At 77.1% G+C, this 12,599-nt stretch carries 10 protein-coding genes; 1 reads left to right on the top strand and 9 read right to left on the bottom strand.

What is annotated here, in order from left to right; translation table 11 throughout:
- Positions 1-20: 20 nt before the first annotated feature.
- The 9 genes from ACYVGT_RS00635 to ACYVGT_RS00595 form a co-directional block, all read right to left on the bottom strand.
- Positions 21-1,220, bottom strand: coding sequence for a site-specific integrase (locus ACYVGT_RS00635; protein WP_460854618.1), 1,200 nt, complete (start codon positions 1,218-1,220; stop codon positions 21-23).
- Positions 1,221-1,376: 156 nt separating this feature from the next.
- Positions 1,377-1,826: a hypothetical protein gene (locus ACYVGT_RS00630; RefSeq protein WP_460854336.1), complete on the bottom strand. Its 450-nt coding sequence runs from the start codon at positions 1,824-1,826 to the stop codon at positions 1,377-1,379.
- Positions 1,827-1,871: 45 nt separating this feature from the next.
- Positions 1,872-2,192, bottom strand: a complete 321-nt coding sequence (locus ACYVGT_RS00625) for a hypothetical protein (protein WP_460854335.1) — start codon at positions 2,190-2,192, stop codon at positions 1,872-1,874.
- Positions 2,193-2,656: 464 nt separating this feature from the next.
- Positions 2,657-3,157 carry a cysteine hydrolase family protein gene (locus tag ACYVGT_RS00620; protein WP_460854334.1) on the bottom strand — a complete coding sequence of 167 codons (501 nt, stop codon included), beginning with the start codon at positions 3,155-3,157 and terminating at the stop codon, positions 2,657-2,659.
- Between the two features lie 88 nt (positions 3,158-3,245).
- Complete coding sequence (locus ACYVGT_RS00615; protein ID WP_460854333.1) at positions 3,246-6,839, bottom strand: TM0106 family RecB-like putative nuclease; 3,594 nt, start codon at positions 6,837-6,839, stop codon at positions 3,246-3,248.
- A 294-nt stretch (positions 6,840-7,133) separates the two neighbouring features.
- Positions 7,134-7,829, bottom strand: a complete 696-nt coding sequence (locus ACYVGT_RS00610; RefSeq protein WP_460854332.1) for a septal ring lytic transglycosylase RlpA family protein — start codon at positions 7,827-7,829, stop codon at positions 7,134-7,136.
- An 859-nt stretch (positions 7,830-8,688) separates the two neighbouring features.
- Entirely contained in the window at positions 8,689-9,894 is a 1,206-nt protein-coding gene (locus tag ACYVGT_RS00605; protein WP_460854331.1) for a hypothetical protein, read from the bottom strand.
- Between the two features lie 87 nt (positions 9,895-9,981).
- Positions 9,982-10,506 (bottom strand): GNAT family N-acetyltransferase, encoded by a 525-nt coding sequence (locus ACYVGT_RS00600; RefSeq protein ID WP_460854330.1) that lies wholly within the window; start codon positions 10,504-10,506, stop codon positions 9,982-9,984.
- Between the two features lie 78 nt (positions 10,507-10,584).
- Positions 10,585-11,343: a hypothetical protein gene (locus tag ACYVGT_RS00595; RefSeq protein WP_460854329.1), complete on the bottom strand. Its 759-nt coding sequence runs from the start codon at positions 11,341-11,343 to the stop codon at positions 10,585-10,587.
- Positions 11,344-11,521: 178 nt separating this feature from the next.
- Here ACYVGT_RS00595 and ACYVGT_RS00590 point away from each other — a divergent pair, with 178 nt between their 5' ends.
- On the top strand, positions 11,522-12,598 hold the full coding sequence (locus ACYVGT_RS00590; protein WP_460854328.1) for an AAA family ATPase: 1,077 nt from the start codon (positions 11,522-11,524) through the stop codon (positions 12,596-12,598).
- Position 12,599 lies beyond the last annotated feature (1 nt).

Raw genomic sequence — 12,599 nt, 5'->3', positions numbered from 1 at the left:
ATAGCGCAGACACGGGTTGGTCACAGGCCCAATCGGGTCACCGCGTTGTCCTCCAGCGGATTCGCGGTGCGCACGTAGGCGTGGACGGTGCGCGGATTCGACCAGCGGCCCTGGCGCATGATCTCGCGGTCCCCGGCCCCCGACAGCGCGGCCTGCGTGGCGAATCCCGCACGCAGCGAGTGTCCGCTGAACGCATCGGCGTCCATCCCCGCCCGGGCCGCATACCTCTTCACCAGTTCGGCGACGGCCCGCCCGGACACCGCGCGGGTGCCCAGCCGGCCGTGCCGGTCGACCGGGACGAAGAGCGGCTGCCCCGTCCCGTCGTCGAGCCCGTATCCGCCGAAGGTGTGGCAGCGGTGCGGTGCGCGCGGCCCCTCCGGCTGCTCCGCCAGTTCTTCCAGCGCGCGGCGCAGGCCGGCCGCGCCGCCGTCCCTGCGGGCGGCGCGCACCTGGGACCAGTCGGCGAAGGCGCACACCGCGCAGGTGGTCCGGCGGCTGCCGCGCGGCAGCGCCACCTGCTGGCCGGACCGGCCGTCGGGGTCGGTCTTGGTGGCACCGAGCCGGAGCACCAGCATGGGATCGCCGGTGCCGGGATCGGTGTGGATACCGGCGTCGTCGAAGGTCAGGGCGGCGGCCTCGCTGCGGCGCAGTGCGCCGGCGAACCCGCACAGCAGCAGCAGCGTGTCGCGGGCACGGGCGGCGCCGGCGGGGTGCCCGGCCGCGGGCCGCTGCTCCAGGAGCGCACCGAGCGTGTCGAGCAGAACCGGCCGCTTGCGGCGCGGCGTGCTGCCCCGCCGGCGCCGGATACCGCGCAGGGTCATCCGGACGACGTCGGAGCGGGTGGGCGACGGCAGCCCGTGGGCGGCGTGCACCGCCGCGACTGCAGCGGCCTTGCGCTCCAGCGTGGAGGGGGCGAGCGCCCAGCGGCGGTCGTCGTCGGTGTGCGGGGTGTCGGCGGCGGCCGCGAGGTAGACGGCAAGGTCGACGGGGTCGGCAGGCAGCGCGGTGCGCTCTTCGGCGGCGCACCAGGCCGAGAAGGCGATCCAGTCGGAGCGGTAGGCGCGCAGCGTGTTCGGCGACTGCGCGGAGGAGAGATAGCGGGCCAGTGCGCCGGCCTGGACGGCGTCGAAGCGCTCGCGGACCGACTCCAGCGCAGCGGAGTCGACCAGCACGCTGTGGGTGACGCCGGCCAGCCGCCGCTCGACGGCGGCCGGGACCATGGGGCCGCCCGGGCCGCCGTCCGCCGGCGTCCGCCCGGTACCGCCCTCCTGCGCCGGATCCACGGTGCCGCCCTTCCGCTCTGCATCGCCTATTGCGCCCACGGTGGTCCATGATGGCGCAGTCCGGCCGCGGCGGGGCTCAAGCGCGGGGGCGGGTCAGCCAAGGCCGCCGAAAAGGGCGCGCGCGTAGTCGGCCGGAGAGGCGACCGCGACGGCCACGCCGATCGAGGCGATGCAGGCCACCGTGAATCCGATGGCGGCGATGCGGCGGCGCAGCACCGCGGCGGTGATGGCGCCGCCCAGGGGCACGGCGATGCCGCAGAAGAGCAGCAGCGCCAGGTAGGCGCCCATGTTGCGGAGCGCCGCGGGGTCGGGCTCCTCGGACTGGAACAGGAAGAGCGCCTCGGCAAGGACCAAGGCGAGGAAGATCGCGGAGCCGCCCAGCCACACTGCGGTGAGCGAGCACCACAGCAGCACCGGCCAGCGCTTCCGGGGCGGGTCGAGGACGACGGGCGTGCGGCGCCGGGACGTCTCAGCCGGCGCCGGGACCTCCGCCTCCTCTGGCGGCGTGTCCCGCCGCCCGTTCCGTTTGCTCGTGCGCCCCATCCGGGCCGACCCCCCTCTGCGTCGTCGTGCACCGCACCCGGCCGGTCAGAGCACCAGGTGGATCCCTGCGATGTAGATCGGCGGCCATGCCAGCAGCGCGAGGCACCACAGCGCAGCGCGCCGGTCGCCGGCGACCGTGGTCACGGCCGCGGCCAGCAGCGGAAGCCCGATGGAGACGGCGAATCCGAGGGTGAGCCATTCGCCCGTGGTGGTGTCGGCGGCCGAGAGCGCCTGAAGGTAGCCGACGGGGCCGAGGACGAGGGCCGCGGCGCCCAGCACCCCGGCGACGACGCGGATTCCGGCGGGATGGCGCGTGTTGGGACCTCCGGCGCGGCGGCGGTGCTCGGCGGGGTCGTCCGGACGCACGCTGTCAGCCCTTTCCGACGGTGATGGCGGTGATGGCGGTGCCGACGGGACCGGCGCGGCGGGAGCGCCGCGCTGCCCCGCGGTCGGCGGTGCATGGCATGCTACCCCGCCGCGGATCAGCTCGGCGCTTCCGCCGCCCGCCGCCGGGTGTGGCACCCCGCACCGCCGGGGCGGGAACCGCCGCGGCAGCCGCTCCGGATCAGGCTGCACAGGGCCGTTCGCCGGTGCACCCCGCCGCAGGGCCGCCGCTGGCGCCGGGAGGCCCGCCGCACTGCCGCGCCCCGGCTGAGCTGGGCGGAGCGCCGCGGGTTCGGCCCCCATGCGCCAGGCGCACGCCGGAAGCGGCATCCCGAAGCGGGAGGCCGCCGCCGGCAGCCGGCGCAGGACGCGGCATTGGAGGCGGCCCCCGGCGACCGCACCCAGTGCGGCAGCGGACCGCTCCGCGGCCAGCGGGGCGCCGGCGGTCAGGCGAAGCGGACCTCGGCCGCGGGAACGACGCGGACCCCCTCGGCGGAGAGGACGCGCTCGGCTTCGGGGGCAGCGCCGGCGGAGAGGCCTGCGTGGGCGCCGGCGGCGAGGGTCACGCTGCGCCCGGTGCGCAGCGCGGCCCGCGCCGTGGCGGTGATGCAGAGATCGCTCGCCATCCCGGCGATGACGAGCGTGTCGGCCCCGGCCTCGGCGAGGAGCTTCTCCAGACCGGTGCCGGCGAAGGCGTCCGGCTGGTCTTTGGGCACCACCGGCTCGCCCTCGGCCGGCGAGTGGACCAGTTGCCAACCGGGGGTGTGCGGGCAGTCGGGGTCGCTCCCGGTGCCGTCGTTGCGCACATGCACCACTGCCGCGCCCGCGGCGCGGGCCCGTTCGAGCAGCTCCGCCAGGCACGCCCCCACATCGGGGGCTCCGGCCACGGCCCACTCCCCCGCCAGCTGGTTCTGCTGCACATCCACGAAAATCAGCGCTGTCGCCATCGGGCAATGGTGCCACCCCACCGCTCCCGCCGCACGAGGCCGGCGGGCGCCGGACGCGGCGGCGTCCCGAGCCTCCCGGGCGGCGCCGCTACGTCCAGGGGCGCGCACGGGAGCACAGGCCGGCGAAACCGGAGAGGGAGGCCAGCTCGCCGATCGAGCGCGGCGCGGCCTCCAGTAGACCGGGCGAGTAGACGAGGACCGCGGCCACCTGGGCGCGGGACAGGGCGACGTTGAGCCGGTTGCGGGAGAGCACGAACTCCAGGCCGCGCGGCAGGTCAGCGGCGGAGGAGGCGGTCATCGCGCAGATCACCGCGGGCGCCTCCTGCCCCTGGAAGCGGTCGACGGTGCCCACCCGCACCTCGCCGAGGCCGGCCTCGGACAGGCCGCGGCGGAGCGCCCGCACCTGGAGGTTGTAGGGCGCGACCACGACGACGTCGTCCGGCGCCAGCTCGCGCGGTACCGACGCGCCGGGCTCGGTCAGCTTGCGGCCGACCAGCGCGGCGGCCGCGGCCACGACGGCATCCACCTCTTCGGGGCTGTGCGTGGAGCGGCCGCTGTGCCGCACCCGGTAGCCGTACAGGCCCGGCTCCACTCCCTCCAGGACGCGCTCGGCGGTGGAGGCGTGCGCGCGCAGCCGCCCGCCGTAGGCCAGGTCGGACACTGGCGCGCACAGCTCGGGGTGCATCCGCCGGGTGACGTCGAGGAAGTAGCCGAGGCGGCCGTCGATGACGTCGGCCCCTCCGGCCAGGTGCTCCAGCGCCGAGGAGTCCGCCCCTTCCCCGTGGGTGCCCTGCACGACCTGCGGCAGCTGCTGCGGGTCGCCGAGCAGCACGAGGTTGCGGGCGGCACCGGACACCGCGAGGGTGTCGGCCAGCGCGAACTGGCCGGCCTCGTCGATAACGAGCACGTCGACCGGGTCGCCCGCCATCAGCGGGTTGGCGAACGTCCACGCGGTGCCGCCGACGAGGTGGCCGCCGGGGGTGCGGCTGCGCCAGGATGCCAGAGCACTGTTGGAGGCGGGCTGCTCCCACTCGGCGTCAGGGTCGCGGGCGCCGGCCGGGCGCTTGGCGCAGGGCACCTCGACGCCCTGCCGGCGCCCGGCGGACAGCGCCGCGCGGAGCACGTTCTCCACCGCCTTGTGGCTGGTGGAGCAGACGCCGACGGTGCGCCCCTGGCCGACCAGGCGCACGATGGTCTGCGCGGCCAGGTAGGTCTTGCCGGCGCCGGGCGGGCCCTGCACGGCAAGGTAGGAGTGGTCCAGGCGCTCGACTGCGGCGGCCGCCGCGGCGACGGTGTCGGGCCCGTCCGGGCCGGGGAAGCCGGCCGGGTCGGGCAGCGCCCCTCCGCCGGCTAGCCGCGGCGGCCGGCGGGCGAGCAGGTCGACGGCGGCGTCGGCGGGCAGTTCGGGCAGCGCTGCGGCGACCCGCTCCGCCAGGTTCCACAGCGCCTCGTCCTTGGGCGAGGAGCGCACCGGAGGGCCGGGCAGCACGGCCGCGGGGACCCGCGACCAGGTGTCCTGGGGATCCCCGGTCTCCACCAGGCGCAGGCCGCGCTGGTCGGCGTGGTCGACGGTGGCGTCGACCGCGTCGGAGGCGCCCCCGAAAGGCCCGCCGGGGTAGAGCAGCCGCACCCGGTCGCCGGTGGCGAAGGGGTGCGGGCGGCGCGGGTCGGCGATCGCTTCGAGGGTGCGGCGCGCCTTGCGGCGCCGCCCGGACGGCTCCTCCCACTCCTCGGCGCGGATGCGCACCGGGACCAGGCACTCGGAGTCGGCCTCGACCTCTTCCATCGGTGCCGACAGGCGGCGGAAGAAGTCCCACCAGGAGGGGTTCTCCTCGCGGCGGTAGTAGCCGGCCAGTGCCGCCAGCAGCGCCCGGGCGGCCTCGTCGGCGTCGCGCGCGGCGGGGTCGGCGCCGACGCCGTCCAGCAGCGGGCCGGTCATGGCGGCCAGCCGCTCCTCGATCTCGGCGCGGCGGGCGGCACGCTCGGCGGCGTCGGCGTCCTCCGCCTCGGCGGCGCCGGGCGGCGCGGGCCGGGCGCGCACCCCGTGCTCGGTGCGCAGCCCCTCCAGCCAGTCGCGCAGGCGCAGGGTCGACACGCAGTCGTCCCGGTTGTAGTCGGCGATCTCGTCGAGGACCTGCGCGGCTCGGGCGCGCTCGCCGCCGGCGGCGGCGCGCAGGTATCCGGCGTAGGCGTCGATGGAAGAGGCTGCGGTGGTCACCGCGCCGCCGCGGGCGTCGTCGAGGTAGAGCGGTTCGAGGTACTTGATGGAGTAGGAGCGCTGCGACACGCGCAGGCTCTTCTTCACCGCCGTGTACAGGTCGACGAGGCGCCCCTCGCGCAGCAGCCGCTCGACCTCTGCCTCGCGGGTGCCGAACTCGGCGGCAAGCAGCTTCAGCCGGTCGGCCTCGTAGGAGGCGTAGTGGTAGACGTGCGCCCCGGGATCGGCCGCGATACGGGCCACCGCGAAGTCGACGAACGCGGCGAAGGCGGCCTTCTCCCCGGCGCGGTCGTGCGCCCAGAAGGCGTGGAAGCGCTCGTCGCTGCTGTCGGCCCCGCGGCCGGCGGCGCCGCCGGCTTCGTCCAGGTCGGCCGCTACCGCGCCGAACAGGTATTCCAGGCCGCGGCCTCCGTGGAAGGGGTAGCCCTCCATGTCGAAGAAGACGTCGCCGGGGCTGGGTTCGGGCAGCAGGGCGAGGCCGTCGGGTGCGTAGACCTCGGCGAGCACGCGGCCGCGCGGGTCGGCGCCGGTGCGGGTGGCGTCCTGGCGGACCTGCAGGGCGGCCTGGGCGCGCAGCCGCTCGTAGGCGTGCCGCGGCAGCGATTCGGGCCGCTCGTCGGAGCCGGCGGCGGCGAGCGCGTCGATGGTGTCCAGCCCGGCGTCGGCGAGGCGGCGGACCTGGTCGCCGCGGATGCCGGCGACCAGGGTGAGGTGGCGGGCCGCTTCGCGGCCGCCGGCGCAGGCGGCTGCGAACCCGCAGCCGTCGCAGGCGGGCCGGGGCTCGCCCCACACCGGGTCGGGCAGCGCGGTGGCTCCGCGGTCGAGCCGGCCGGAGAGGCGGCCCTGCACCGCTTCCACCACGGCGGTGAACTCCTGCGGGCGGTGCAGGTGGCGGCTGCCGTCGCCGGAGAGCAGCTGCATCTCCGGCGGCTCGGGGCGGCCCGCGGCGGGCAGGGCGCGGGCGTAGGCGGCAAGCTGGAGGACCGCGGCCGGGCCGGGGCGCCGGGCGAGCTTGGTGTCGACGGGAACGTGCACATCGGCGGCCGCGTCCGGCCGGCGCTCGCCGGTGGCCGGGTCGACGGCGGCGCTGACCAGGAAGTCGGCGCGGCCGTGGAACCAGACCCGGTCGGTCAGCCGGTGGTAGAACACGCCCTGGTAGACGACGGGGGCACCGGCGGCGAGCGCGGCCGAGGTGGCTTCGGCCGCGGCGCGCAGGCCGGCGTCGCCGGGACCGGGGTCGCCGATTTCCACCACGCCGTCGCCGAACAGGGCGCGCAGCCGCTCCAGTTCGGCCCGCTCGTGGGCGAGGCCCTCCTGGGCGATGAGGGGATCGACGCGCTCCGGTTCGGGAGCACCCGGTTCGCCGGAGGCGAGGGCTGCGGCGAGCCGGCTGCGGTGGTCGCACTCCATGGCGTCGACCAGGTCCGTGGGCGAGACCACCCACCCCGCCTCGTTGCGGAACACCGGTCCCCCTCCCTCCCTGCGGCGTGCCTGCGGCTCTGCCGGAACGGAACCGCTCAGGTGAGGCATTGTGCCACCGGGGCCCGACGCGCGTCGCGCGCTTCGGCGCGCGGCGCCCCGGCCGGACGCGCCGCGCGCGGGTACCCGGGGCGCGGACGGACCCGGCGCACACGCCGCGGCCCCCGCCTCCGGTCGGGAGCGCGGGGGCCGCGGCGGCGCCGTACGCCAGGGGCTGGTTCGGGCCGGCGGCGCTGAGGGCGCGGTGCGCCCTGCTGCGCGCCGCCCGCCCGACACTCCTTAGGAGACGACCTGCCACTCGACGTCGACGACGCCCTGGCTGGAGGAGGCGATGGTCTCGAAGGAGGCGGTCGACAGGTCCAGGCAGCGGCCCTCGATGTAGGGGCCGCGGTCGTTGATCTCGACCGTGACGGACTTGCCGTTGGAGGGGTTGGTGACCTCCACCATGGTGCCGAACGGCAGTTCCTTGTGGGCCGCGGTCATCGCGGAGGGGTCGAAGGTGCCGCCGGAGGCGGTGGGCTGCGGGTCGGAGTAGAGCGACGCCTCGCACTGGCCGCCCTCGCCGGAGGGGGTCAGGCCCTCGCCGGAACCGGAACCGGAGTCGGAACCGCCCGAGTCGGCGGAGCCGCCGGAACCGCTGCTCGCGGGCTCGGCCTCCTCCTTCTCCGGCGCAGCGGTGTCGCTGGCGGCGCCCTGGCCCTGCTCGGCTGCTGCGGCGCGCTGCTCGGAGGCCTTGCCGCGGGCGTCCTCGACGTCGGAGGCGGAGCGCTGCTCCTGCGGTGCGGCCTCGGCGGTCTCCGCGGGCGGCGGCCCGGCGGCCGCGTTGCGCAGTCCGTCGGGCTGCCCGGCGCCGATCGCGGCCGCGCCGGCCGTGCCGCCGGCGATGAGCACCGCCCCGGACGCGGCGGCCACGATGAGGGCGCGCTTGGACTTGAGGCGCTGCATGAGGGGTGCAGAGGCGGTGTGGTTGCCCACGACGTGTCGTCCTTTGAACGGGAACACTGGCCGGCCGCGCTAGCGCGCACCGCTCCGGGGGTCGGATGCCCGGCGCTCAGTCACCGCGGCGCAGCGGGGGCCGCCCGGGACCGGGGGCGGCAAAGATCAGCACCAAGTGCGCATTTCGGGCGCACCGGTTGCGGCACCGACCATAAATCATCACGAGCGGGTAACGGTAACAGAAACCGCGGTTCTGTGCCGCAGATCACCCTCCGGTGCGCGGGTCGCCTGCGCAGCAGCGACTCTCCTGCCGCTATCCTCACCCCCTGCGCCGCAGCGCTTCCCGTTCCGCTCAACGGCGCTTCGGCGGCCGATCTGCCGTTGCCCATCGCGCGGTAAAAAACCTCCCCCGAAAACCGGCGCCGCAGCACCACGCGGGCCGCCCGCGGCGGCGCCCGCCGGCAGCCCTCAGCGGTCCCCGTCCCTGCTGCGCGTCCCGCGGGCCGCTGCGCACGGGCTGCCGCCTGCGGCGGCTCCGCCTCCCGGCGCGGAGGACGGCTCGGCCGGCGCAGGCACGGCAGCCGGCCCGACCGGTCGCCGCCGGCGCGGCCGGTACTCGGGCGGGTAGGCCCAGGGAGCCGCCGACCGCTCGCCGGAGGCCGACCGGAAGGCGGTGCCGGATGCGCGTTCGGCGCTGCGTAGCGCCGCCACCACCGAGCACAGCCCTGCAGCCGGTAGGGGCCAGGGCCGCCGCCGGGCCGGCGTCCGCACACGGCGCACGCGCATCGCAGCCGCCCGGAATGCTGGGTGGAGAGCGGCCGCGCGGCCCCCGTCAGCACCCCGGGGCGCCTTCGGTGGGTGGCGCCGCGCAGCAGGAGAGCCGCCCACCCGAGACGCGCTAGGCCGGCCAGTCGTCCCGGCGCAGCGGGGCGCCCGCGGGGAACAGCTCGGCAGCCGGATCGCGAAGGGTGAGGCCGTTGAGCGCGGCGGCGGCCCGGGCGAGCTCGGGGTTGTCGAGGTGGCCGCCGGTGGCGGTGATCGCAGCGCGCAGTGCCTCGGCGATCCCGGCGCCGCTGGAGCGCGCCGCGTAGTGGGCGGCGACGGCCGGCGTGCGGGACTGGCCGGCGGCGCAGTGCAGCAGCACCCGCTTGCCCTCGGCACGCAGCTCGGCGACCGCGCCGGCCGCCTGGTCCAGGACGAAGTGCAGGTTGGCGTTGGCCCCGCCGGTGTCCTCCAGCCACATCTCCGCGCGGTCGCGCACGGGCAGCCACACGGCCGCCTCGTCCGGGCCGAGCGGGTTGAGCGATACGACGGCGTCGACGTCGGGCCGGGTGCGCAGCAGCCCGAGGTTGCCGAGCAGCACGCCCGGGTCGTGCGGGTGGGCGGCCGCGAAGGGCTCCTCGATCACGCGCGGCACCGACGCGCGCTCGGTGGTGCTCGGCCACCGCCCGGAGGCAGCGGCGCCCTGGACCGCGACCACGCCGCGCACCGTCAGCGAGCGGGGGTCGACGACGCCGCCCATCCGCCGCAGGGCGGACCGCGGCAGTCCGGAGACGCCCCACCGCGCGCCGGCCAGCGCGCCGGCCGCGACCGCTGCATCATCGCCGCCGGCCGCATGCGCCCGCCACACGGCCTCCGGGTAGGCCGAGCAGGGGAAGACCCCGCGTTCGGGCTCCGCCTTCTGCGGCACGGCTTCGGCCACCGCACGCAGCCCCTCCGGCAGCGGGCCGCGGGCTGCCGGGCCGACGGGCTCGGGCGGTACTCCGCTGGCGACAGCCCGCCGCAGCGCCGCGGTGAAGCCGCCGACGCTGCCGGCGGGCGCGGAGCCGGCGGTGTCCGGCTCCGCGTCGGCGGGCTCAGCGCTGAAGCGCACCAGTGCGAGCGCGTCGGCCACCGCCCGCTCGGTGAGCGCGGCGCCCTGCGCGTCGAGGGGCGGCGTGTCGACGCCGGCCGCAGCCGCGACGGTCGCGGCGGGGGCGCCGACCATGCAGGCCGCGGCGGCGCCCCCGGTCCAAGCGCCAGCGGCGCGGTCGAGGAAGCTGCTCCCGCCGGCCCTGGCCGCCCGCCGGTCGAACGCGCCCATGTCGGGCCGCTGCACCGCCATCGTCCCGCTCCTCTCGTCGGCCCACCGGTTCTCCTGCCCCGGCCGCGGGAGGTTGAGCGGCCCGCTGCCGCATCCGGCCACAGGCGGTCACCGGCCGCCGATCGCACCCGCCCAGACGCGCTCGCCGCCTGACCACTCCTGGCTCGGAGCGAGGCCGCAGGCGCGGGCGACGCGCTCGGACGGCGTGTGCCCGGGCGCCACCATCGCGCGGGCCCGGGTGACGCCGGCGCCCGCGAGCCAGCCTGCCATGGCGCGCGCGGCCTCGGTGGCGTAGCCCCGGCGCTGCCAGGGCAGGCCGATGATCCACGCCAGGTCGGCCTCGGCCTCAGCGCTGTGTCCGGCCCCGCTGGGGGCGACGGTGGCCTGCACCGTGCCGACCAGGCCGGTGCCGTCGTCGAGCACCCAGTTGCACCAGGCGCCGTATCCGTCCGGCGGCCCGGCGGCCATCGCCGCATACCGCCGCCGCAGGTCGGCCGCTGACGGCGGCGCGCCGCCGATGACCGCGTACAGCGCCGGACCGGCCAGCACGCCGGCCATCTCGGCGGCGTGCCCGACCGCGAGCGGCACCGCACGCAGCCGCTCCGACACGAACCCCTCGGTCGTGATCTCCATGGCGGCAGGCTGTACCGCGCCGCCCCCGGCGGCAACAGCTTTTCCGCGGGCGCCGGGGCGGGACGGCGGGCACGCCCCCTAGGCGAGCGTGTCGGGATCCTGCGGGGCGCCGGTCATGTCTTCGTCGTCAAGGGGCGCCGAGGGGACCGAGGACGGTTCGCCGGACGGACCTGGCTCGGAGGGCTCTCCGCTCTGCGACGGCGACGGGGACGGCGAGTCCGACGGCGATCCGGACGGCGAGGGCGAGGGCTCCGATGCGGCGCCTCCCGCGCTCTGCGACAGCGCGGCGAGCCAGAAGTACAGCAGCACGACGAGCAGCGCCGCCAGCAGGAGCAGCAGGAGCATCCCCAGCACGACCGCCCGCTGGGGCGGGGCGTCGGCGACGCCCGCTCCGGCGCCCCGCGAGGCGGGCCAGAACCAGCGGACCGAGGACGGCGCGGCGCGCGCGGACCAGTGCGGCGCCAGCTGGGGGGCGCCCCGTCCGGCCGGGCCGGCACCGGAGTCGACCGGGCCGAGGTAGGCGGCCGCGCCGCCGCGGCCGGACTCGGTAGCCACCCAGGCCGCAGCGGTTCCGTCGGTGCCCGAGGCGAGAACGGCGGGCCCGCGGCGCACCCCGGTCCCGTCCTGCACCGCGGCGCTGAACAGCGCGCGGGCGTCGGCATCGGCGGCGGCTCCTTCGCTGAGCAGGGCGACTTCGGCCGCGCGGCCGCCGCCGTCCACCGCCGCGTACACCACCCCCGACGGCCCGGCCGACAGCCGCCGGCGCAGCCGGTAGGCCCCCAGCTGGCGCGGGTCGGCATCGCTCAGCGGCGCACCCGGCCCCCCGGTCTGGTCCATCCCGCCCCCCGTCGACACCTTGGGCGCCCTTCGGCGCGCGGCCGCCCCCGCGGCGGCCCTCGGCGGTAGCATCGCCGATGTGTGAGCATTCCCGACTCTCCGTACGCTATACCGGCGCCGCGGCGGCTGGGCGGACCGAGCCGCGTCAGCGCTCCGCGCCGAATGAAGGGCAGCACCGATGCACGACGCCGACGGCGCGCACGAGCGCCCCGCCGCGGGTGAGGGGGGCGCGGGCGACCCGACACGCCTGCTGCGCACCGCCCTGCAGGAGGTCTCCTCCGTCATCGTGGGCCAGGACGAGATGGTCGAGCGCACCATGGTCAGCCTGGTGGCGCGCGGCCACTGCCTGCTGGAGGGGGTGCCCGGCATCGCGAAGACGCTCGCGGTGTCGACGCTGGCCACGGTCGCCGGCGGGTCGTTCTCCCGGGTGCAGTTCACGCCGGACCTGGTGCCCTCCGACATCGTGGGCACCCGGATCTACTACCCCTCCACGGAGCGGTTCGACGTGGAGCTCGGCCCGGTGTTCGCCAACTTCGTGCTGGCCGACGAGATCAACCGGGCGCCGGCGAAGGTGCAGTCGTCGCTGCTGGAGGTGATGGCGGAGCGGCAGGTGTCGCTGGGCGGCGCCACCCACCCGGTACCGGACCCGTTCATCGTGGTCGCCACCCAGAACCCGGTCGAATCGGAGGGTGTGTACCCGCTGCCGGAGGCGCAGCGCGACCGCTTCCTGATGAAGATCAACGTGCCGCACCCGACGGCGGCCGAGGAGATGGAGATCCTGCGCCGGATGAGTACCGCGCCGCCGGAGGCGCGGCGCATCCTCGACCCGGTCACGCTGCGCGAACTGCAGACCGCCGCGGAGGGGGTGCACGTCCACCAGCTGGTCGCCGACTACGTGGTGCGGCTGGTGATGGCCACCCGCCAGCCGGAGCAGCACGGCCTCGCCGAGCTGTCCCGCGCCGTGGAGGTCGGCGCCAGCCCGCGGGCGACGCTGGGCCTGGTCGCCGCCGCCCGCGCGCTGGCGCTGGTGCGCGGCCGCGACTACGTGCTCCCCGACGACGTGCGGCTGCTGGCGCGCGACGTGATGGCGCACCGGCTGGTGCTGACCTTCGACGCGCTGGCCGACGGGGTCACCACCGAGCAGGTGATCGACCGGGTGCTGGCAGCGGTGCCGCCGCCCCGGGTCATCTGGGACGCCCCGTCCGACGGTGCCGCCGGCGCGCCCGGCGCCGCCGCGCCGGCTCCGGCGGGCTGAG

It is taken from the genome of Nocardiopsis coralliicola, from assembly GCF_054779695.1.
Note: the sequence above shows the minus strand (reverse complement) of the source record. Positions and strands in the feature narration are given on the sequence as shown.